Consider the following 23,040-nt stretch of genomic DNA (forward strand, 5'->3'; position numbering starts at 1 on the left):
AGCGTCTGGCGGGTCAGCGCTTGACCGCCTTGTCCCAACTCCAATGACGGCCCGCCATGTGCGCCTTGAGCACCGCCGGCGTCTGAGCCACCGTATCGATGGCACCGGTATATTCCCGCCCGCCGGCAACCGTGGGACGCAATGCCCGGCGCAGGAGCCTGACGAGGCGCTGGCGGCGATAACGCCTTTTCTCGAATGCCACTTTCTTGAGGAAATCGGACCGCGGCATGCCGACGATGCCTGCGGCAAGCGGGATCGCCTGCTCAATTTCGGAAGCGTACTCGCCATGCAACGTCTGACACACGGCGATCAACCGCGCGAAATTGAATTGCGACACCTCGGCCGGGGATATTTTTGCAATGGTTTCCAGCGCCGCATGCGCCCAGACGGTTTCAACGGAAAAAAAGCGCGGCACCCCTTCCGTCCAACCGGCGCTTACGAACGCCTTGGTTTGCGATTCGACGCCCAGCTTTCCCTTGTGCTGGTTCATGGCGCTGCGGCCTGTATTGCTGCCGCCCGATGCGCCGGGGATGGTCAAGGGATAGTCGATCTCCACGAACCGGCCACCGCACAGCGCCAAGCCTATCGCGCCGGACACATCGGGGCTGGATCCATGGAAAAAGGCGCCAGACAGCGTCCTCATTTTTTCGAGCAGGCTGCGCCGCACGATCCCGTGGTAGATCTTGGGAAGGCCGTCCGTTCCCTGGGCGGCATTAAACAAGGCTGCGGACAGGCTGTCGGAAGACTCGCGAACAACCACGGGGCCGATCCGGCTCGGCAGATACAACCTGCCGGCGTGCCCCGCGCCAAAAATCTTGGACCTGAAATCCGGCCACACGTAATTGGACATGACCTTCGGCGCGATAACGTCGATCTGATTTTCCTTGGCCCACCGCGCCGCCAGCAACGCGTCTTCCGTGATGGTGTCGTCGTCGCCGATCAGGCAGACAAACTCTCCGGAGGCGGCGCCGATCACATTATTGTGATTCCCGGTCATATCCAGCTTTTCTGCGGGCCGCAAATATTTGAAGCGGGGATCATCGCAGGGCGGATTATCACCTTGGCGAACCAACTCTTCGAGCAGTCCGTCTGTACTGGTGTCACTGACAACCAGTTCCAGGCTGCGATCCCCGATGGCCAGTATGGAGCGAACCGCATGAATCGCATACTTGGAGCGATTGTGCGTGGGAATCACAACGGATAGCAATATTTCCATTTTCTGAATAACTTATCGCAATTATCATCAGTCTTCCCGAGCCGGCGGGGAGGGCGTGTGTCAGTGCCAGAATCAACATGAATACAAGCAACACTTCGAATGCTGCCGAACCCACCAGGGGCTCGAACAGGGAAAACACCAGCAGTACAACAAAAACCACACGCAGATAGCGGAACCACGGCGACTTCTGCTCTGCCCGGACCAAGTGCCTATAGATTAGCCGCAAGTACCATCCATACAATACGGCCCCGAATAGTCCGTAATTCAGAAGCAGCTGGAGGATGGAGTTATGCGTCCCCCAGACGTCCTCGATGCCCGGGTTGGCCTCGATGAACGTCCTGAATGTATTGGGGCCAATGCCAAACCAAGGGTGCTGAAGCCACAGGTCGAAGCTGAACGCCCACAGCAACATGCGATTTACCGCGGAGCTCAGTTCGCTGGCAAACGGCCCACCATAGTCACGAAGCTGGCTTTGACCATCAATCGAAAAAAATAGAATCGCCAACGCGAATCCGACCACGGGTACGACCCACACGAGCCACAGCAGCCGCTTCCTGTCCATCAGTAGCGCAAGGAGGAACAACGCCAATATGATTGCACCGCCGCGGGACATCGTGCACAAAATGGCGATCGCAAAAAGCCACCGCAGGACGCGCATTCTGGCCGACGCAAGTGCAAACAAAAATACGAGAAAGGCGGCAAGATAATTCGATCTACCAAGCGGTGTCGCGATGAATAACTTACGCGCGTAATAATCGCCCGGGCTATATGCAGCGATGTAGAACAGCACAATGACGGTCAGTGCCAGCACGGCGCCGCCGGCCAGCATCATGCGCACGATCCAATCCTGCTTGATGAACTGATGAAACTGCGCGTAAAAAATCAACGTGCAAATTGCATAGATCATCGGCAAGGCGCCGGCGGCCGCCCGCATATATGCGCCCTCGGGCGTCATCGCCACGCCAACCGCCCCAAAAACTACCGCTCCCGCCAGCAATATGGCGGGCGCGGGAATCACAATCCGGGGAAGCGCAATTGCCGTGAGCAGCAGCGGCAGGACAATGAATAATCCCATCGGCACGGTCATCGTGCTTACGCCCACCGGCACCTGTATATCGCCGACAAACAACAGAAAGAACGGCAGCAGGATGACAAACAACGCAAGCCGCGTGTCGAAACGGTAAGGCAACGCCATATCCTGAGTCATGCCCTGCTCCCACGGCCGAAACGCGCGCTGCCGCGCACAGCAATCAACAGCACCAGTGCGACAATCGCAACCAGCCAGGCGGCACGGAGCGATGGACTGGGCACGATCGCTCCCACGAACCCCACTACCGCCAGGGCCGAAACCGAGAGCAGTCGAAGTCTCGCACTGGTGAACATCGAACGGTTCAACACGAGCTTGACGCCCCAGAACATCAAAATGGCGTCAACCGCGACACGGAGAAACCACGCAAATGCGGCTCCCGTCAGACCATAATTTCGCGAGAGAAGAAGCAGCGCTCCCAGAAATAGCGGCACCTCGATCAGATGAAATATGGCTGTCAAATGCGATTTTCCGGCGCCTTGGATGACGGTAAAGGGTATTTGAGCAATACAGGTAATGAACATGCCAGCCGAGAATATCTGCAGCAACACATAGCTTTGCGACGCAAAGGATTCGCCCACCCACAGAGTCAAAAGCTCTTTGGCAAAAATCGCGATGGCCACCGTAATGGGCAACAGGGTCAGGAAAATCCAGCCGACTGCCTTGTTTATCAATGGCATTACCGCTTTGTCCTGCCGGGCAATCTGCGCCGCCAAGGCCGGGAACAACACGGCCGTCAAGGCGCCCGGCAGGATCGACAATTTGGTGATCAACTCTTGCGGCGTAACATAATAAGCAACGGCGGCCGACGAGATAACAGCGCCCACAATGAACCGATCAGCGTAGCTCATGACGGGGCTGACAATATTGCTAATTGTCATCCACCCCCCTGAACTGCATAGCGGCCGAATCAGTGACTTGTCGAACTTGAAGGGCCCCACATCGTCCGGCAGGTAGCGCTTCGCGTACCACGCATGCAATGCGCACGTCACCACACGCCCACCGGCCAGAACCATCGTTATCACGTCCAGCCGGGGCGGGCCATAAAGCACCACGGCCAGAGGCCCCAAAAAGGTCAACAGGCCCATCGGCAGCCTGATCAGATTGATGACCGCGAATGCGTGCCTGGCCTCCAGAATCCCTCGAAAGCCTGCAGTCAACACGACAGCGGGCATGGCCAGCGCCATGATCCAGATGGCATTGAGCACTTCCGCCTGGTCCGGCACGGCGCTGATGAATCCCAGCCCCCAGGGGCCCAACGCAGCCATCAATGCGCCAGCAACGATGCTGAAAAGCGCAATCACTGCGATAGCGGTAACCACCAGGGCGCCCACGCGCCGCCGCTCCTTGCCTTCGAGCATCACCGCAAGATGCTGCGTCAACGCACGGCCGAGTCCCAGGTCAAACAGACTCAAGTAGCTGACGATTGCCCAGATCAGCGTCAACAGCCCAAACCGGGCATCCCCCAACTCGCGGATGAGAACCGGAATGCTGAATACTGCGGTGAGTAGCGGAAGCCCCAGGCCGAGCAGGTTGTAAACGGAATGTCGGATTAATTTCACGGATAGACCAAAGGAAGTTTCCGTAACATAAAGGATGCTCTAGGGCTGACATTCGAAGCCCTTCCAGGCAATCTTCGTTGCTACGAACCCACAAGCCGTCAAGGATGCCGCGGGCGCCGCGTCAAGACGTCAATTGCTACTTCAAAAGAACAAAACGCGTCTTGCCTCGAATAACCAAAAAGATGAAGCCGCACAAAATCCCCAGCAACATCGCGGGAGGCAGCAGATTTCTCAGTCTTGGAAATACCGGCTGCACAAGAATTTCGGCTTGGGCGACATCCGCCGAATAGTGCCCCGCCAAAGCAATGCGATCATCCAACTCGTCTATGGACCGGCGCAAAATTCCGATCATCAGCTCGCTCTGGGAAATCTCGGCTCTTAATTGCGGAGCAAGCCAAAGCGACACCTCAGGATCGCCCCTCACCACGTAGTTGTACTTGCGGCCCAAGCTCTCAAATTTTCTACCCTCCGCCGCGACCTCGCCATCATATTTATTACGTAAGTCAATCAGCGCTTCCAAGCGCGCGTCCATCACCTCGTCTTGAGACGCGCGTACCTGCTTTTCAATTGCGTTGACATAGGCCTGCAGTTGGTAGTGCGAATACCCCAGGTAATCCACTCTAAGCAGTTGGGTGCCGGGAATCGCCTTCGCCGTCAGCGTCTCACGAAAGAGCTCGGCGTCGCGTGAATCGCCACCAGGCTGGCCGGGCGACGCAGCATTCGCCGACGACACTACTGCGTCAACGAATTCGCGGCGTTTTATCCACTCCGAGGTCAGCGAGACCTGTTCCAGCAATTCGGGTTTCAGCTCATGCCCTGCTCTGACATCACCGACGCGGACGATAAGAATCGCCGGCCATTTCTTCGGCACGACAAAATAAGCCGCGATGCCGCAGGCGACTCCAAACACCGCAGCGATTGCCAATGCTTTCCAGTTACAGAATAAACGCCGCCAAAAAATGTCCCGTTGATAATCGCCAAGCGGCGTCGCCGGCGCTTCAGCGCCGTTATCCCGGGCCGCGGCGTTCATCAAGTTATTGTCGCCCACTATCGATGTTCCTTTTTCGCAGCATTTTAGGCCAGTGACGGACCATTTTTTCAGAACAATCGGTTGACCGCCGAAAAGGCTATCAGAGAGTCAGGCGCGGGGCAAGCGGCAGCGCACGTTTCAAACGGATGAAAAACCCGGGAGCGCTTAGATCAACAGGTGGAGTCAAACTCCGATTTTCATATTGTTACCAATACCAACGAACCTTTGCGATAATTGCCAGAAAACTCTTGGAAAGGCTTGCGGTTTCAACAGCGATTCAGTTGTTACAGAGAAATTTCATTTTTCCGGGAGATTTTCCAACCGCTAAATAAAAAAAGCGCCTTCTATGAGGCGCATCTTGGGGTACCCACACCTACTGCCCAATTGAAAAGCGCAGTAATGCGTGCAAATGCTGTCATTTCGCGGGCAGCAGATCCCGATGCTGCGACAACAGGGCCAGCAAGCCGCCCGGGATGTTTACCAGGAACATGCCCAGGCGAAACGTCAGATAGATGGTCGCAAAAGGTCCAACCATCCCGGACAGTTCCTCGACCACTTTCGCAAACGCTACCTCGCCAACGCCAAGCCCGCCAGGAGAGATTGGGATTGCGGAAAACAAATTGCCAAACACGCCAGCTACTGCCGCGACCAAAGGGTCCGGGCGAAATGGAAAGATCTTTGCGATGAGGACGATACTAAGCGCAACCAACGCGCTAGCGGCAACCGATACCACCGCACAGAATACCAATTCAAGCCATTTCGTCTTGTACACCCTGGCATTCTGGCGGAGTATGCGCGCATACTCGACCAACCGGGCAGGCAAGAACCGGCCCAGATTGAAAAACCTGGCCGCCCCGAAAACGATCAGCGTCGCGATGCCGGCTGCACAAGCTGCAATGAAGATCCATTCAATGCCTTCAATATAGGAAGCCGCCTTTGCACCTTTATCCGAAGACATGACGAGATACACACTGAGCAGACAGGCTGCGCCCAACAACCCGAAAAGGGAAAACACCCGATCCGACACAATGGATAGCGTGGCGGCGCCGCGCCCCTGCCCCTTCTTCATGCCTCTGAAAACATACATGGCCCGCACTACGTCGCCGCCGGCGGCACCAGGCATGTAAATAGAAAAAAAGCCACTCATCAGTTGAATGCGCAATATTGCAGGCAGTTCGACAGGAAAGCCCGCAATACGAAGGAGCAGCCACCATCGAAACCCGCCTGCAACGATGCCGATGAACATCAGGATAAGCGCCGGCGCGAAATAGGCGGGCTCGGTGAAAGCCAGGATCAACGCCTCGCCGTCAATGTAGTCACCCTTGAACAGCGCAACCACGAGCAGAGCGCCAAATGCGATCTTCAGCGCGTTAATTATCCAGCGTCTCGGATTATTCATGATCTGACCCCACCTATCTCGGTTTTACCTGAGATGGGAACGCCAAGACCGCGCAAAAAGCGGTCCAGCCGTTTGCGGAATGCGAAAATCAGAAGCAGCAAGGCAAGACTTGCCATGCTCAGGTACAACGCAAATGAAAGGGTCTTTGGACGATACTCCAATTCAACGCGAAAGTCCCCCGAGGGCACCGCTACCCCTCGAAATATCCCATTGACTCGCAATACTGGCGCTGGCTGCCCGTTGACCTTGGCGCTCCAATTCGGATGCCAGTTGTCGGTCAACACCGCAATGCCCGGTTCTGCGGCCCGGCCAGACAGGACGACTTCAGCGTTCCTGTATCGGGCGATCTCGACTGGAGCGGCCACGGCCCGATAGTCTTTATCCAATGTGAGTTCTTCGCTCTGACCCGATCCAGCTCGGGGAACGACGAAAGCCCTCGGCATGACCGTTGGATTCTCGAAAATTATCGTGCCTGGATAGTCAAAGACGAGACGCAACCCGTGGTCCAGAAACGCCTTTTTGTAGTTCAAATACGATGAAGGCATAACGAAATACTTGATCCCCAGCAAATCGATCGCTGACCAATCAATCTTCATCTTCTCCGGGGCGTCCTGCAGGCTGAACAGACTGGGAAACGGCCCTCTCTTTATGCGCGCGCTATAGCCAAACTGCTGTGAAGGATCCATATCGAATGCTGCATAAAAGTAATCCCGGAAGTACGGCAAATTTCCTTCGTTCGTTGAACTCACTTCCTGGATTCCGAACGCCGAGCCCAGATCCGGATACAAAGCCGTGGTTCCAAAGTTTGCCGTTCGGTAATTCCCGGCATTCTTCAACAGGAACGCAATGGCGTCCGTTGGATTCTCAAAAAAGTCATTACGCTCGTAACGAATCATCTTTGAAGAAACCAGCAACTCTGCGAACATCGCGGCCACAAAAACCACCGCGAGTGTCTTGAGCGCCCATCCGGCCTTGGTAAATCGAGCAACCGACAGTCCAATGACCAGGCCCACCAACAGCAATCCCGTGCCCAACAGGGCTTTCTTCTTGAACTCAAGATTGGGCTCGCCCAGTCCATAGACATGCCATAGATAAATGGCGCCTGCAATTGCGACGCCCAAGACGGCAAGTGCGGGCAACATCCGGGATTGTCCGGCGCGAATGTTGTCCAGGCCGAGCCCTACGAGCACGATCAACGGCACGACAACCGACATCCACCAATATTGATTGCCGATGCTTCCAATAATGGGCAGCGCAGCGACGATCGGCCGCAAGAGGGGTAGACCATATATGTTCCCCAGGAAAAACAGAACCGCCGCGGAACAAACCCACGCGACTAGTCGAAATTTGCCTTTTTGCCTGTAGATGGCACAAGCCGCGAGGACGGCCGCGACCAATCCGAAGTGGTAAACCGTATTGACATATACCTGCTTGATTGCAGTTGTCGATTCACGCAGGTTATAAGATTCGAAGAACAGCGAGGGGGAGAACAGAGCGAGAATTCCAGCGGGGAAAGCTGCTGGAAAATAAACGCGAGCGACATAGTTCTTCAACATGGCGGTGCTCTCCAGGTTTTCGATCACCGGAAGATAAATCACCGCGAGGATTGAAAAAGCCACGACACCTGCCAGTGCTTGAAGTCCTACCGTGTAGGCCGCTGCTTTGAATGAAATCTCGCGGCTTGCCACGCGATGTGACAGATACGCCAGAACAACGACATACACGCCGATGATGCTCACGATGGTCGTCGGCGCAAACGTGCAACTCAACACCAACGCGAAGGTGAGACACAATCCGATGAACCTGAGCGCACCAGGAGACCTTGCGTGCATCAGCGCCGCGTATAGACAGATCGGGATGAACGGATAGCTCTGCGCCACGTTCGATCCCAGGTTGGCGACGGCGTACCCATTCAACAGGAAAAAAATCGCGGCGCCGATCGCCGCTGTCTTGGACAACCCGAAAACTCGGGTCATCGTCAGGATCAAAAAATACACGCCGAGCACGAAATAAATCAACGCGCTCACGTTGTAGCTCAAGCTTGAACCGCCCGTCAGGGCCGTCACAATCGTGGGCACGGAGAACTTCATATCCACAAGGCTTTCCGGGCCCAGTGCACCGCCGGCAGCGTAGGGATTCCAATAAGGCGAATCGCCGGTTTCGATCACCCGGCGCATGAATTCGACCATGGGCTCCGATTGGAATACTGCGCCTCCCGTATCGTTATAAGGCCCCCACCACTGGACGTGTTCCGGTGTTGGATAAAATGGACGCAATTCCTTGCCGCCATAATATGTGGCCGCCATATGATCCGTCATACGAAGGCTTGCGCCTTCAAAGATCACATCGGGAAACACCGCGACCACGAGCGCAAGCGCAATGGCGGTGCAAACCAGATACTGGCGCACCGCCCATTTTTTAAGGAAGGACATTGATATGGGAAAGCCGGAGTTCTAGTTTTGAGTCGCGATCAAAACCAGTATGCGATTTTGTATCGGTGCAAGAAGGAGCGCAGCAGGCAATACGAGAACCCGATGCCTTCCTTTCGGAAAATGAATTTGGACACGCCTCTTGCACGCACGCCCTGTGCGCCAGGAATATATTTGACCTGCCCGCCCGTCAGGATCGCCTTGAAAGTGATCTCGGGGCTGATACTGAACCGGTTTTGGCTCAAGCCCATGCCAAGAAGCTCGCGGCGGCGGAACATCTTGAACGCGTACGTCGAGTCCGGAATGTACTGGCCGAGCGCGATGCGCACGCCAATTCTGAAAAAGAACTGAAAGAACTTGTACTTGAAAGGGATGGTCGAGTCATCGCCTTTTTCCAGGTATCTCGAGCACTGGGCCAATACCGCGCCCTTCTCCATCTCGTCGTAAAGCTTCGGAATCAGATCGATCGGATCGACGGCATCTGCGGAGACAAAGATGCCGTAACGGCCCACGCCGTGGGCGGCCCCGTAGCGAACGACGGCGCCGTATCCGCGCCGCTGCAATTCGCGACGCACCACGCGCACGGGAATCACGTTCCTGTTTTCCGCCGCCCACTGCGTGGCACGCTCATAGGTGGCATCGTCGCTTTGATCGTCGACGACAACGATTTCGCTCGTGAACTTCTGACCTGCGACCGCCTGTTTGACGTTATCCAGAATATCCACGATATTTTCCTCTTCATTGAGGCAGGGGATAACGATCGTCAGGTCAAGGGGGTCAACGCTGGAACTCAAGATTTTTCTCGCAGAAAGGTTGTTGGCCGCCCCCGACCTCCAGGCTAGCCTGGCAATTCGAATTTTGATGATTGAAAATTGCCGCAACAATTATACTTACATCCCTCGGTCTAGGCCCAATTCGAATTTGGGCTCATATTGGGCGTTCCCTCCCCAATTGCCATCCTGCTTTTCTTGACCCCAGCGCCCCAAGGCGCTCCTTTCGTCGCGATCAGCCCAACACTTGCCGGCGTGGCCGAGTGGGCGCGATGGCCGTGCCGATGGGTTGTCCAGACGCCGGCACCGCGCGTTCGCGGCCCCACGCGCGGATGCTCTCGATCTGCTCCGGCGCGGTCTTCGACAGCGGCACGACGTTGCGGAAGCTATCTCGAAACACGTCGGGCGTGGCGGCGGCATCGCCGTTCAGATAGGCCTCCTTCACGACCTCGCGCACGGCGGCTTCCAGGTCGGAGCCCGCAAAGCCGTCCGACAGTTCCACCAGCTCTTCCATCAAGGCCTGCGGCTGCGCGGCCTTCAGGCCGCGCTTGACGTAGATGTCGATGATTTCGAGCCGCTCCTGAGGGGTGGGCAGATCCACGAAAAACAGCTCGTCAAACCGGCCGCGGCGCAACAGCTCTGGCGGCAGCTTGGAGACGTCGTTGGCGGTGGCGACCACGAAAACGCGCGCGCGCGCCTCCTGAAGCCAATAGAGAAACTGGCCGACCAGACGCGTCGATGTGCCACCGTCGCCGGAACCTTGCGCTCCTGCCAGGCCCTTCTCGATTTCGTCGATCCAAAGAATGCAGGGCGACACATGGTCCGCCGTTGCAAGTGCATCCTTCAAGCGCGACTCGCTTTGTCCGAGGTATTGACCGTGAATGGTGGACAGGTCCAATCGATACAGTGGCAGGCTCCAGCTGGCGGCGATAGCCTTGGCAGAGAGCGATTTGCCGCAACCTGGCACCCCAACCAGCAATACCCCGCGCGGCGGCCGGATGCCACGCTCGCGCAAATCGGCGGTGAGGAGCGGGCGCTCCTTGTCGAGCCATGCCTTGAGTCCGCCGAGCCCGCCTACGCTCAATTCAGTGCCCCGGACCGTCACCCGCTCGATGCCGCTGATGTCCGCAAAAATTCGATCCTTCGCATGCATGAGTTCGACCATGTCGCTCTTCGCAATGCGGCCGTTCGCCAACAGCGTGGCGATAATGTTTTCGGCCTCGATGCGCGAAATACCCGCGAGGATAGCGGCCGCCCGGCGCTCGTCATCGCTATCCCACTCGATCTCGAAGTGGCCGCGATAAGCCTCAAGCGTGTCATGAATGATGGCGTACATTTCGTCCTCGCTGGGCGCGGACAGCGTCAGCGCCATGCCGGCACGCTGCAATTGCCCCCACACGGGCTTTGTTGTGATGACGACAACCACGCCGCTATGCTCGGCGGCCAGCATCACAACGTCGAGCAGGTGCCGCGCGGACGCGGTGTCGTCTTCGATGTCCGAGATTTCAGTCAGCACGCACGACAGGTTCTGACGCTGCGCGAACTGCTGGCTGGCAAAGTCCACGGCGCCGGTGACCGAGCGGTCCTCATTCACGCTGCGACCCGTAGTCAGCTCGCGTGTTCCTTGAGACAGGGTGTGCACGAACACGGGAGCATTAAGTGGCGCCACCACCTCTCGCAGGAGCTCAAGCACCCGGCTGCGCTCGGCGCTTCGTATAGAAATGAAGGGGATGCGGGCCTTGAGATAGCGCGTCAGCGTGGCTTTGAACTCGGTCGTGTCGCTCATGGGTCGATGTCAGAGAATGATGTTGCGCCGGCGCACGCCGGCTTGCGTGAGAGGCGCTTGCGCGGGCGCCATGGCCGTCTTTGCGGCTGGGATCTCGGCGGAAGGGTCCGGTGTGGCAGGCTCGTAGCGGGGCAACGGATTGTTGCGCAGCAGCACCAATAGGCGTCCACTTCGGTCTCCTTTGGCGCTGTCCTCCAACGACTGCTGCGCTCGCTGCGCAAACTTGCGCACTTCGTCGGTGAGGTGGCTGCGAAGCGTGTCGGGAAATATCTCGACCTGCGCCAGGCGATGCAAGAAGGTCAGGTGCGTGCGCGCGTTCAGAATGGCGCGCACGACCAGGTTTTCATCGCCGCCGATACGCAGATCGCGAGTCAGGTGTTCTGAGCAACGCGTCAAGCGAGCGTTGAACTCGCCGGCCAGACGCTGAGAAAACAGGGTAATCACCGCGCCGCTGGCATTGAGCTCTCCTGCACGCATGGCCTCCAGGCACGCCTCATCCTGGAGGCCCTCGGCCAGGCGATCCAGGCAGGCGGACCATTGCGCATAGCTGCGCGGTGTTTCGATAAGCGCGGACGCGGCGCTCACTTGACGCGGCGAATGAAGGGCGTGGCAGGCAGGAGATCCCACGCGGGCAACGCGCCGGCCAGCGCGTCGCGCGTATCGGCAGGCGCTGCGGCCGTCGCCGGGCCCGTGGCAGGCGCGTTAACCGGTTCAGCGGCAGGTACGGCGTCGGGCGCGAGCGTGGGGCCGGGAGAAATCTGGCGGATCATCATCGTTCCTTATGCCTTGAGCATGACGCGGCGTACCGAATCATGGGAGGAGAGTACGTGCTGTTCTGGGCTGATGCCCTCCAGCAGTTGGGTCACGCGAGCCGAAACGTCGTCCCGGATCGCAATATCGCGTCGCAGCTCAACGACCTCGGCCAAGCAGGCGCGTAGCGCATCACCAGCCTGCTGGCGCAATTTGGCGTACTGTGCCTTCACCTGCGCCCGTTTGACCTCCATCTGCCGGTGAGAGAGGTAAGCCCACAGAAGTCCGGCGCCGCCGAGCAGCAGAGGCACAATACCCGCGCTGACGGCCCCCAAAATGAGCGCCGCGCTAAGCGCCACGCCCAACCAGTGTTTGGCGCTGAACTTAATGACCGCCAAATCCCGGGCTTGGCGTGCGGCAATTTCATCTTCCAGACTGCGCAGCAGATCGGCCTCGTTCGCGCCATCCTGCGTGACGCCTTGCCAGCCTTCGATCTCAAGGTGGACGTCCGCCGGTATCGCCATGCGCGCCTTGGCGGTTACGTCGGCATGGCCGTCCAGAATCCAGTCTCGCGAGTGAGCCACGGCAAAGCGTTGGGTCGCGCGCGTCACGTGGGACACCTCCGGGTGCATGGCGGCGTTGGTCAGAAGCTGAGTGAAATCGACCTCTTCGTCCAACGCGGCGCTCTGCAGGTCAAAGCGATTCTGCGCCGCGCGGCGGTCGCCGCCTTCCTCGATGATCAGGCGGCACAGCTCTTCCTGGCGGCGCAGGGGCAATTCTTCGTCATCGAAGCGCGTGACCAGCTTGCTCAGCAGATCATCAACCGCCACAAGCACGCTGGCGGCGGGCCGGATTTCGCCCTGGAAGACGCCTTCAAAGTGCGCCAGCACAGCCGCATGCATGGCTACACCATTGATTGCCCGGTTCAGCTCGGGCCAGGTGGGGCTCATGCGCTTGAGGTGCGAATAGCGGTTGCCGTAATCGTCATTCGGCGCCTTCGACAACAACGCGCGTCCCCATTGCGTGCGCTGCGCTTCCACGAAGCCAGCCTGGGCCGACAGCTCGTCAATCCAATCGGTGATGCGCTTGCTGCAATGCAGGGCAACATCGGCGCCGAACACGCCGTTGGCGAGCGCGTCCACCATGATCACCGTCTGCCGATCGAGCTTGAACGGATTTTGCAGGCCGAAATAGCGGTCCAGCCACGTGCGATTGAGCTCGTTGCGACCGGCCCGGCGGGCGATCAGCGCAAAAAACAGTGATGTCTTTTCGTCGTCACGGCGTATGGCTTCGGCAAGCGCGCGTTCCGCGAGGGCACGGTTATCGCCCAGCCAGGCGGACAGGGCCACCAGCGCCGGAGCCAGCCAGTAGCGCGGCGCGGAAATCATGAGTTCTTCGGTGGCGCTGCGCAGCGTTTCCGTGCGCACAAGCTGGATATCGGAGGCCTGAAGAATGCCGGTCGCTTGGCGCCGCACGACCCCGTAATACTCATAGGTGGTGTCCAATTCCTGGCGCACTTTCACTTGGCGCGTCTCGGCCAGCGCAAGCTCCTTGGCCTTGAGGTCGGACGCCACGAAATCGGCGAACGCCTGCTCGAGTCGAGACAGCTCTTCCCGGGTCTGATTCAGCTCGCGGCCCACCGAACCCACCTGGTCCGACACCGTGCCGATATCGCCCTGCAAATTTCGCAGCGACCCGAGGATGTTGCTCAGGTCCGCGGTCTGGATAATGCGCTCTGCCATATGTCTTGATGCTCAGTTGTCGATGATGGCGGTCTGACCATTGCCGCCCACGGCGATCAACTTGTCGGTATAGACCTCTATAAAGGTGTAGTGGCCGCTACAAGCCAGCGACCGCGCGCGCTCCATGCCTTGCGGCAACGATTCGCCACGCTTGAAATGCTGGATGATGCTTCCGGTGACGTCCAAGGTATGCACCTCGTACGGCGCACCCAAAAAACACTTGGCGATGATCCCCAGCGGCCAGGCGTCGATCTGCACATCCGGAAATTCCGCGCGGATCGCCTCCATGAGTGCCTCGGTGGCGGCCTTGCCGTGCATGTGGCCGCCGGCATCCAGCCGGGTCATTGCCTCGACATAGGCGGATGAGCGCTTTTTACGCAAGCGCGCCTGCAGCGCAAGAGGGCTTAGGCGCGAACGCGCTGCGGTATTGACGCTCACTTGGGTGTTGAGCGCGACTTTAGGGCTTGCCGCCCCCAGGATGGAACGCACCATTTCGACGAACAGGGCCAGAGCGGCCCCGATGCAAAAAATTGTGACGGATCGGATCTTATCCTGTTCTGGCGCACATTTTCATTAAGAACACGCGTCCAAACCTGCCTCAGCCAAGCAGAATGGATAAAGGCTTGCAGCGCGCTATTGACGCGCGCAACAAAAAGCCCACCAGGACGGTGGGCTTTCAAAGCATTGCTGGTGATCAGAACGGAATATCGTCGTCCATGTCCGCCAGATTGGCGCCGCTGCTGGCCGGGGCGGCTGCGGGGGCCGCCGGGCGCTGCTGGGGCGCGGGGCGCTGGGCCGGGGCGGCGCGTTGCTGGCGCGGGGCGTCGTCGTAGCCGCCACCGCCACCGTAGCTGCCGCCACCGCCGCCGCCGTCTTCGCGGCCGCCCAGCATTTGCATCTGGTCAGCGACGATTTCGGTGCTGTAGCGGTCGGCGCCGGTGTCCTTGTCTTGCCACTTGCGCGTCTTGAGGCGGCCTTCGATGTAGACCGAACGGCCTTTCTTCAGGTATTCGCCGGCGATTTCAGCCAGGCGGTTGTACATGACGACGCGGTGCCATTCGGTTTCTTCGCGCTTTTCGCCGCTGGCCTTGTCCTTCCAGGACGAGGTCGTGGCGATCGACATGTTGCAGATTGCCGCCCCGTCGGGGCTGTAGCGGACTTCCGGGTCGCGACCCAGATTGCCCACGAGTATGACTTTGTTAACCGATGCCATGCCGATGTCCCTCTGTTGTTGACAGCCTGCGATTCGCGTTGCCGCGAGCGCGCCGGCAACAACATAAAAAAGCGATGTTGAAGACCGGCTTCATGAAAGTCGCCGGTCAGCGAAGCGATGACCGGCGATTGCTCAGGTGAAGCCTGTGTTGATGCGTATTATCGACGAAAGCGCTCGCCGCGCCAAACGGGTTCGGTGACAAATCGATCACCGCTGGCAAACCATTTCGGCGCTGTTGGACGCCGTTTGCGACCAGATCGGCGACTTTCCTCACGCTGCGGGAAAGTCCCAGCGATCACGCCAAAGGGCGCAGCGCCCAGGTGACCGCCAGCCAGATCGCCGACAGCACCGCGGCGGCCACAAACACCGCGCTGGCGCCCGAATGCGCGGCCAGCCATCCGCCCAGGGCTCCACCCGCAAATAGCCCCGCCGCCTGCGCCGTGTTGTAAAAGCCCAGCGCCAGCCCCTTGTAGGCCGCCGGCGCCACGCGCGACACGAGCGAGGGCTGCAAGGCCTCCAGCACGTTGAAGGCGACGAAAAAGCCGGTCAGGGCGATGGCCAGCGTGTAGAAGCCGTGACTGGCGGCCGGCAGCAGCGTGCAGACCAGCACCAGCCCGGCCACCGACGCCCGCAGCGCGCCGCGGTGCGCCCGCCGCTTTTCCGCCACGAACACCACAGGCACCATCAGAACGAAAGACACCAGGATGACCGGCAGGTAGACCTTCCAGAGGTCGCGCGCGTCCAGCCCGCCGACCTTGGCCAGCAGCGCCGGCACCACGACAAAGAGCGACACCTGGATCAGATGCAGCACGAACACGCCGAAATTCAGCCGGAGCAGGTCGCGATGGGTCAGGACCTCGCGCGGCCTGGCCGCCTGCATGGTGCGGGCCTGCGTGCGAGGCACCACCGGCACCACCCAGCGCGCCACGGCCAGGCAGACGACGCCCAGGCAGGCGATCGTCCAGAACAATCCCGACAGCCCCCACCAGCCCACCAGCACGGGCGAAAGCACCAGCGATACGGCGAACGACAGGCCGATCGATCCGCCCACCATCGCCATGGCGCGCGTGCGCACCTCGTCGCGGGTGGCATCGGCCAACCAGGCGGTGACGGCCGCGGAAATGGCCCCCGCCCCCTGGATGGCGCGGCCGATCGTGATCCAGAACACATCGGTCGCCTGCGCACAGACGACACTGCCGATGACGAATAGCAGCAGCCCGAAAAGCACGACGGGGCGGCGCCCCCACCGGTCGGACGCGAGGCCAAAGGGAATCTGCATGAAAGCCTGGGTCAGCCCGTACATGCCCAGGGCGAGGCCGACGCGGGCGGGATCGTCGCCGCCCGGCATGCCGCTTGCGGCCACTGCAAAGACCGGCAGCAACAGGAACAGTCCCAGCATCCGCGCGGCAAACAGGCCGGCCAAGGCCACGCTGGCGCGGCGCTCGGAAGGGGTCAATTTCAGTTTGGTGTCTGCCGGCATGCGGAAATTTCAACGATGACTAGGGCGGCGCGCATGCATCTGACGTCATACGCTCACGGTCTGATTCTGGCGGTGCGGCGCCGGCCCCGGTTCCGTCCCACCAGATGGAGGACCTTGAACGCGAGGGGATTCGGCGCGCTATAGTACCAAGTTGGCCTTTGAAACCGCTTAAATGCGCCCAAAGGGTGCGCGGGATCAAAGGCGTCTTCGACGCAACTGGACGTTACCCATACAGACGTGAGCATACGCATCCGGGGTGCCCGCACCCACAATCTCAAGAACGTCTCGCTGGACCTGCCGCGCCACAAGCTGGTGGTGGTCACAGGTCTGTCCGGGTCCGGCAAATCCTCGCTGGCGTTCGACACGCTGTACGCGGAGGGCCAACGGCGCTATGTGGAAAGTCTTTCCGCCTACGCCCGCCAGTTCCTGCAACTGATGGACAAGCCTGACGTGGATCTCATCGAGGGGCTGTCGCCGGCCATCTCGATCGAGCAGAAGGCCGCGGGACACAATCCCCGCTCCACGGTCGGCACCATCACCGAGATCCACGACTACCTGCGCCTGCTCTACGCACGGGTGGGCACGCCCTACTGCCCCGATCACGGCCTGCCGCTGCAGGCTCAGAGCGTCAGCCAGATGGTCGACGCGGTGCTGGGCTGGACGCCCGAGACGCGGCTGGCCGTGCTGGCCCCCATCGCGCGCGGCAAGAAGGGCAGCTTCGAGGACGAATGCGCCAGCCTGCAGGCGCAGGGCTATGTGCGCCTGCGCGTCGACGGCCAGATGATGGAAATCGACGGCATGGCGCCGCTGAAAAAGACTGAGAAGCACGACATCGACGTCGTCATCGACCGCCTGCGCATCCGGCCCGAGAGCAAGCAGCGCCTGGCCGAGAGCTTCGAAACCGCCCTGCAGCTTGCCGAAGGCCGCGCCCTGGCGCTGGACATGGACAACGAGCGCGAGCAGGTCTTCTCCAGCCGCTACGCCTGCCCGGTGTGCAGCCACAGCCTGCCCGAGCTGGAGCCACGCCTGTTCAGTTTCAACAATCCGATGGGCGCCTGCCCCAGCTGCGACGGCATCGGGCAGGTGGGCTTCTTCGATCCGAAGCGGGTCGTCGCCTTTCCGGAACTGAGCCTGGCCGCCGGCGCGATCCGCGGCTGGGACCGCCGCAATGCGTTCACGCACTCGCTGCTGACCAGCCTGGCCGCCCATTACGAATTCGACATCGAGGCGCCCTTCGAGGAGCTGCCCGAGGCGCTGCGCGACAAGGTCCTGTACGGGTCAGGCGAAGAAGAGATCTCGTTCCTGTACCTGAACGAAAAAGGCCGCAGCACCGTCAAGCGCCATACGTTCGAAGGCGTCATCCCGAACCTGGAGCGCCGGTGGCGCGAAACGGACTCGGCGACGGTGCGCGAGGAACTGGGCAAGTACCGCAACATCAAGACCTGCCCCGACTGCGCGGGCTCGCGGCTGCGCCCCGAAGCGCGCAACGTGCTCATCGGGCACGACCCGCGCGGCGGCGAGCGCCACGGCCAGGCCATCTATGAAGTCGAGTCCATGCCGCTGTCCAGCTGCCTGGACTGGTTTCGCAACCTGAACCTGACCGGCGCCAAACAGGAGATCGCGCAGCGCATCGTGCGCGAGATCGAGGCGCGGCTCAGCTTCCTGAACAACGTGGGCCTGAACTATCTGTCGCTGGATCGCAGCGCGGACACGATCTCCGGCGGCGAAGCGCAGCGCATTCGTCTGGCCAGCCAGATCGGTTCGGGCCTGACGGGCGTGATGTACGTGCTGGACGAGCCGTCCATCGGCCTGCACCAGCGCGACAACGACCGCCTGATCGGCACGCTGCAGCACCTGCGCGATCTCGGCAACAGCGTCATCGTCGTCGAGCACGACGAAGACATGATCCGCATGGCCGACTGGGTGGTGGACATGGGCCCCGGCGCCGGCGAACACGGCGGCGAGGTAGTCGCCCAGGGCGACCCCGAGACCGTGCAGCGCGATCCCAATTCGCTGACGGGCCAGTACCTGAGCGGCGCGCGTGCCATCGCCATTCCGAAGCGCCGTCCCGTCGACGACGAACTGCCATGGTTGACGCTGACCGGCGCCACCGGCAACAACCTCAAGAACGTCGAACTGCGTGTGCCGGCCGGCCGTCTCGTGTGCGTGACGGGCGTGTCCGGTTCGGGCAAGTCCACGCTCATCAACGACACGCTGGCCGTGGCCGTATCGCGCCAGCTGCACCACGCGCAGAGCGAGCCCGCCCCCTACGTGTCGATGCAGGGGCTGGAGAACTTCGACAAGATCATCAGCGTCGACCAAAGCCCCATCGGGCGCACGCCGCGCAGCAACCCGGCCACCTATACGGGCCTGTTCACGCCCATCCGCGAGCTTTTCGCGGGCGTGCCGGAAGCGCGCACGCGCGGCTACGATCCGGGCCGTTTCAGCTTTAACGTGAAGGGCGGCCGGTGCGAAGCCTGCCAGGGCGACGGCGTGGTCAAGGTCGAGATGCATTTCCTGCCGGACATGTACGTGCCTTGCGACGTCTGCCACGGCAAGCGCTACAACCGCGAAACGCTCGAGATCCGCTACCGCGGCCGCAACATCAGCGAAGTGCTGGACCTGACCGTGGAGCAGGCGCTCGAGTACTTCGAATCGGTACCCGCCATCTCGCGCAAGCTGCACACGCTCATCGACGTGGGCCTGTCGTATATCCGCCTGGGGCAAAGCGCGACCACGCTGTCCGGCGGTGAAGCGCAGCGCGTGAAGCTGTCGCAGGAGCTGTCGCGCCGCAGCACCGGCCGCACGCTGTACATCCTGGACGAACCGACCACGGGCCTGCACTTTCGCGACATCGAACTGCTGCTGCAGGTGCTCAATCAATTGGTGGACGCCGGCAATACCGTGCTCATCATCGAGCACAACCTGGACGTCATCAAGACCGCAGATTGGCTGGTCGACATGGGCCCCGAGGGCGGAGACGGCGGCGGCCGTGTCGTGGCGCAAGGCACGCCGGAGACGGTTGCGGCGGCCAAGGCCAGCCACACCGGCCAGTACCTGGGCAAGCTACTGCGCCGCAAGCCGGCCGACTGAACCTTCCCTGTCTGCATAGGAAACGCCAGCATGTACACCCTCATCATCGGCAACAAGAACTACTCTTCCTGGTCCATGCGTCCGTGGATCGCCCTGCGCGCCGCCGGCATCGCATTCACGGAGCAGAAGGTAGGCCTGTTCACCGAGGCGTTTTCAGAGCGGGTGGCGCAGGTGTCGCCTGCGGGCCTTGTACCTGTGCTGCTGGACGGCGACTTTGCCGTGTGGGATTCGCTGGCCATCTGCGAGTACGCCGCCGAGCGCCACCCCGAGGCCGCCTTGTGGCCCCAGGACGCCAAGGCACGCGCGCGTGCGCGTTCGCTGGCCGCGCAGATGCACAGCGGTTTTGGCGCACTGCGCCAGGCCATGCCGATGAACGTCGAAGCCCACTTGCCGGGCATCGAATTTCCGGAAGCGGCGCGCGCGGACGTCGCGCGCGTGCAGGCCATCTGGCAGGAAACGCGTGCACAATTCGGCCAGGGCGGCCCCTTCCTGTTTGGCGCGTTTTCGATTGCCGACGCGTTCTTCGCGCCGGTGGTCTCGCGCTTCACGACCTACGACATTGCGGCCGCAGGCCCCGTGCGCGAGTACATGGATGCCATGCTGGCGCTGCCCGCCATGCAGGAATGGACGCGCGACGCGCTGGCCGAAGCCACCTTCGTCGAAGCGGACGAGCCCTACCGCAAGCATCGCTGAAGACGGGCTTGCCCGCGGCGCGGCTACGCCATGTCGAACAGCCGCTTGTGTTCGCGGATGGCGTAGCGGTCGGTCATGCCGGCGATGTAGTCGGCGATGGCGCGGGCCTGTTCGTTGAACTGCTCGCGGCGGTAATCGGGCGGCAAGAGGCGCGGATCGTCCAGAAAGGCCGCAAACAGCTCGCGCACGATGCGGCGCGCCTTGCTTGTCATGCGCAGCACGCGGTAGTGCCGGTACAGGTTGTCGAACAGGAATTTCTTCAGCGTGTCCGCTTCGCGGCGGATATCGTCGGAGAAACCCGCCAGCGGCGGAGAGCGCCGCACATCGTCCGCGCTGGCCGGCGCCGCGTCGCGGATGCGCGCCAGCGACGTGCGGGTCAGATCGACGATCAGCGTGTTGATCATGCGGCGTATCGTTTCGGCCACCGCACGCCGCGGCGCCAGGCCAGGATAGCGGTCCAGCACATACGCATGGTGGCGCTCGAAAATCGACACGTCTTTCAACTGATCCAGCGTGATCAACCCCGAGCGCAAACCGTCGTCGACGTCGTGGTTGTTGTACGCGATCTCGTCGGCCAGATTGGCAAGCTGCGCCTCCAGCGACGGCTGCGTGCGGTTCAGGAACCGTTCGCCGACCTCCCCCAGCATCCGTGCATGGGCAACCGAGCAATGCTTGAGGATGCCCTCGCGCGTCTCGAAGCACAGGTTCAGGCCGTTGAAGTCGGCATAGCGTTCTTCAAGCTCGTCCACCACGCGCAGGCTTTGCAGGTTGTGTTCGAAGCCGCCCGCCTGCGGCGCCAGTTCGCGCATGCAGGCATTGAGCTCGTCCTGCCCGGCGTGGCCGAACGGCGTGTGGCCCAGGTCATGCGCCAGCGAGATGGCTTCGGTCAGGTCTTCGGACAGCCCCATGCTGCGCGCCAGCGTGCGCGCGATCTGGGCCACTTCCAGGCTGTGCGTCAGGCGCGTGCGAAAGAGGTCGCCTTCATGGTTGACGAAGACCTGCGTCTTGTATTCCAGCCGCCGGAAGGCGCTGGAATGCACGATGCGATCGCGGTCGCGCTGGAACTCCGTGCGGTTTTCCGGCGGCGGCTCGGCGTGGGTCCGGCCGCGCGATCGGGACGGGTGAGAAGCATAGGAAGCCAGTTCATTCATCTGCAACACCGTCCATCACTGCGTTTACTGGGTGGTTCGGGCCAGCACGGCGCGCACCGCATCGTCGGGCGCCGGCCGCATCACGGCCTCGCCGAGGCGCGGCATGAGCACGTAGCGGATCGAGCCCCCTTCCGTTTTCTTGTCCACCTGCATCAGGTCCAGCCAGCGGTCCGCACCCAGGTCGGGCGCGACGACCGGGCACCCGATAGCCTGCACCAGCGCACGCACACGCGCCACGTCGGCGCGATCAAAGCCCGCCACATCGGCCGAGAGCTCGGCTGCCTGCACCATGCCGCAACCCACTGCCTCGCCGTGCAGCCAGGCGCCGTAGCCCAGACCCGACTCGATGGCGTGGCCAAATGTGTGGCCCAGGTTCAGGATGGCGCGCAACCCGGATTCGCGCTCGTCCTTGCCCACCACCTGCGCCTTCAGTTCGCACGAGCGGCGGATCGCGTAGGCCACGGCGTCGCCGTCCAGGGCGCGCAGCTTCTGCGCGTTGTCCTCGCACCAGCTCCAGAACGCCGGATCCAGGATGAGGCCGTACTTGATGACCTCGGCCAGGCCGGCCGAGACCTCGCGCGCGGGCAAGGTGTTCAGCACATCGGTGTCGATTTCCACCGCGATCGGCTGATAGAACGCGCCGATCATGTTCTTGCCCAGCGGGTGGTTTACGGCGGTCTTGCCGCCCACCGACGAGTCCACCTGCGCCAGCAGCGTCGTGGGCACCTGCAGGAAGCGCACGCCGCGCATGTACACGGCCGCGGCAAAGCCGGTCATGTCGCCGATGACGCCGCCGCCCAGCGCAACCAGCACGCACCGGCGGTCCAGGCGGTTGCCGAGCAGCGCGTCGAAGATCAGGTTAAGAGACTGCCAGTCCTTGTAGGCTTCGCCATCAGGCAGTTCGATGCGCAGCACGCGCTTGCCCGTGCGCGCCAGCGCCGCTTCGGCGCGCTCGCCGTACAGGGCCGCCACCGTGGGGTTGGTGACCACGGCGATCGCGGTCGCGTCCGCGGGAATGCATTGATCCAGGGAATCCAGGCGGCCAGGTCCGATGTGGATCGGATAGATTCCACCCGGGGTGTCGACGTCAACAACGTTCATATGCGCTTCTCGAAAGCTTGTAATTGCGGCAGCAGCGCCTTGACCAGGGTGTGGATGGGCATGGACCCCGTTTCCACCACCAGGTCGGCCACTTCCTTGTATAGCGGCTCGCGCCGGGTCATCAGGTCGCGCAGCGTGCCGCGCGGATCGGCGGTGGCCAACAGGGGCCGGTTGCGGTCGCGGCAGGTCCGGCGGAACAATTCATCCACGCTGGCCCTCAGATAGACGACAATCCCGCGCTGACGCAAGAGCTCCCGGTTTTCCGGGGCCAGAATGGCGCCGCCGCCGGTGGCAAGAATTATGTTGCGCCGTTGGGTACACTCTTCCAAGGCGGCGGACTCTCGGCGACGAAAACCGGCTTCGCCCTCGATTTCGAAGATTACCGGCACCCGTACGCCGCAACGCGCCTCGAGCTCATGATCCAGATCCATAAAGTCGCGCCCCAGCGCACGCGCCAGGCTACGGCCTATGGTTGTCTTGCCCGCGCCCATCATTCCGACCAAGAATACCGGCAGGTCGTGCGGCAACGACACGGTCT

Annotated in this window: 19 protein-coding genes; 2 read left to right on the forward strand and 17 right to left on the reverse strand. The window is 61.2% G+C overall.

From position 1 onward, the window contains the following. Window positions 1-13 precede the first annotated feature (13 nt). The 14 genes from V6V88_RS26915 to V6V88_RS26980 form a co-directional block, all read right to left on the reverse strand. On the reverse strand, window positions 14-1,195 hold the full coding sequence (locus V6V88_RS26915; protein WP_196589454.1) for a glycosyltransferase: 1,182 nt from the start codon (window positions 1,193-1,195) through the stop codon (window positions 14-16). Then, on the reverse strand, window positions 1,101-2,423 hold the full coding sequence (locus V6V88_RS26920) for an O-antigen ligase family protein (RefSeq protein WP_280001488.1): 1,323 nt from the start codon (window positions 2,421-2,423) through the stop codon (window positions 1,101-1,103). The genes V6V88_RS26915 and V6V88_RS26920 overlap by 95 nt, the downstream gene beginning before the upstream one ends. Further along, complete coding sequence (locus V6V88_RS26925; RefSeq protein ID WP_223573657.1) at window positions 2,420-3,865, reverse strand: flippase; 1,446 nt, start codon at window positions 3,863-3,865, stop codon at window positions 2,420-2,422. The genes V6V88_RS26920 and V6V88_RS26925 overlap by 4 nt, the downstream gene beginning before the upstream one ends. A 136-nt stretch (window positions 3,866-4,001) precedes the next feature. After that, window positions 4,002-4,913 (reverse strand): hypothetical protein, encoded by a 912-nt coding sequence (locus V6V88_RS26930; RefSeq protein ID WP_223573658.1) that lies wholly within the window; start codon window positions 4,911-4,913, stop codon window positions 4,002-4,004. Between the two features lie 397 nt (window positions 4,914-5,310). Beyond that, the gene (locus V6V88_RS26935) at window positions 5,311-6,294 is read right to left on the reverse strand and encodes a lysylphosphatidylglycerol synthase transmembrane domain-containing protein (RefSeq protein WP_062838812.1); all 984 of its coding nucleotides are present in this window, start codon (window positions 6,292-6,294) and stop codon (window positions 5,311-5,313) included. Next, window positions 6,291-8,726, reverse strand: coding sequence for a hypothetical protein (locus V6V88_RS26940; RefSeq protein WP_062838811.1), 2,436 nt, complete (start codon window positions 8,724-8,726; stop codon window positions 6,291-6,293). Before V6V88_RS26940 ends, V6V88_RS26935 begins: the two co-directional genes overlap by 4 nt. 38 nt (window positions 8,727-8,764) lie before the next feature. After that, window positions 8,765-9,448 (reverse strand): glycosyltransferase family 2 protein, encoded by a 684-nt coding sequence (locus tag V6V88_RS26945; protein ID WP_254595371.1) that lies wholly within the window; start codon window positions 9,446-9,448, stop codon window positions 8,765-8,767. A gap of 280 nt (window positions 9,449-9,728) precedes the next feature. Then, window positions 9,729-11,279, reverse strand: a complete 1,551-nt coding sequence (locus V6V88_RS26950) for an AAA family ATPase (protein WP_223573660.1) — start codon at window positions 11,277-11,279, stop codon at window positions 9,729-9,731. Window positions 11,280-11,288: 9 nt separating this feature from the next. Next, complete coding sequence (locus V6V88_RS26955) at window positions 11,289-11,864, reverse strand: hypothetical protein (protein WP_223573662.1); 576 nt, start codon at window positions 11,862-11,864, stop codon at window positions 11,289-11,291. After that, the gene (locus tag V6V88_RS26960) at window positions 11,861-12,049 is read right to left on the reverse strand and encodes a hypothetical protein (RefSeq protein ID WP_223573664.1); all 189 of its coding nucleotides are present in this window, start codon (window positions 12,047-12,049) and stop codon (window positions 11,861-11,863) included. Before V6V88_RS26960 ends, V6V88_RS26955 begins: the two co-directional genes overlap by 4 nt. 9 nt (window positions 12,050-12,058) lie before the next feature. Further along, window positions 12,059-13,771 (reverse strand): hypothetical protein, encoded by a 1,713-nt coding sequence (locus V6V88_RS26965; RefSeq protein WP_223573666.1) that lies wholly within the window; start codon window positions 13,769-13,771, stop codon window positions 12,059-12,061. A gap of 12 nt (window positions 13,772-13,783) precedes the next feature. Next, window positions 13,784-14,263 (reverse strand): hypothetical protein, encoded by a 480-nt coding sequence (locus tag V6V88_RS26970; RefSeq protein WP_223573668.1) that lies wholly within the window; start codon window positions 14,261-14,263, stop codon window positions 13,784-13,786. 202 nt (window positions 14,264-14,465) lie between these two features. Further along, entirely contained in the window at window positions 14,466-14,984 is a 519-nt protein-coding gene (gene ssb / locus V6V88_RS26975; RefSeq protein ID WP_062838810.1) for a single-stranded DNA-binding protein, read from the reverse strand. Between the two features lie 295 nt (window positions 14,985-15,279). Beyond that, window positions 15,280-16,464 carry an MFS transporter gene (locus V6V88_RS26980; protein WP_338617071.1) on the reverse strand — a complete coding sequence of 395 codons (1,185 nt, stop codon included), beginning with the start codon at window positions 16,462-16,464 and terminating at the stop codon, window positions 15,280-15,282. Between the two features lie 237 nt (window positions 16,465-16,701). Here V6V88_RS26980 and uvrA point away from each other — a divergent pair, with 237 nt between their 5' ends. Together uvrA and V6V88_RS26990 are read left to right on the forward strand one after the other, a co-directional pair. Beyond that, the gene (gene uvrA / locus V6V88_RS26985; RefSeq protein WP_062838809.1) at window positions 16,702-19,557 is read left to right on the forward strand and encodes an excinuclease ABC subunit UvrA; all 2,856 of its coding nucleotides are present in this window, start codon (window positions 16,702-16,704) and stop codon (window positions 19,555-19,557) included. Window positions 19,558-19,587: 30 nt separating this feature from the next. Beyond that, the gene (locus V6V88_RS26990) at window positions 19,588-20,250 is read left to right on the forward strand and encodes a glutathione S-transferase family protein (protein WP_338617072.1); all 663 of its coding nucleotides are present in this window, start codon (window positions 19,588-19,590) and stop codon (window positions 20,248-20,250) included. 23 nt (window positions 20,251-20,273) lie between these two features. On the opposite strand, the gene V6V88_RS26995 is transcribed toward V6V88_RS26990, so the two are convergent. From V6V88_RS26995 to V6V88_RS27005, 3 genes are read right to left on the reverse strand one after another with little or no spacing between them, the layout of a single operon-like run. Next, window positions 20,274-21,401: a deoxyguanosinetriphosphate triphosphohydrolase gene (locus V6V88_RS26995; protein ID WP_142052198.1), complete on the reverse strand. Its 1,128-nt coding sequence runs from the start codon at window positions 21,399-21,401 to the stop codon at window positions 20,274-20,276. Window positions 21,402-21,425: 24 nt separating this feature from the next. Next, complete coding sequence (aroB, locus tag V6V88_RS27000) at window positions 21,426-22,502, reverse strand: 3-dehydroquinate synthase (protein ID WP_338617073.1); 1,077 nt, start codon at window positions 22,500-22,502, stop codon at window positions 21,426-21,428. Beyond that, a complete protein-coding gene (locus V6V88_RS27005; protein WP_223576574.1) occupies window positions 22,499-22,996 on the reverse strand; it encodes a shikimate kinase in 498 nt (165 codons plus the stop codon). The genes aroB and V6V88_RS27005 overlap by 4 nt, the downstream gene beginning before the upstream one ends. Window positions 22,997-23,040 lie beyond the last annotated feature (44 nt).

Origin of the sequence: Achromobacter sp. E1, assembly GCF_037039475.1 — a bacterium.
GTDB classification, from domain to species: Bacteria; Pseudomonadota; Gammaproteobacteria; order Burkholderiales; family Burkholderiaceae_B; genus Achromobacter; species Achromobacter mucicolens.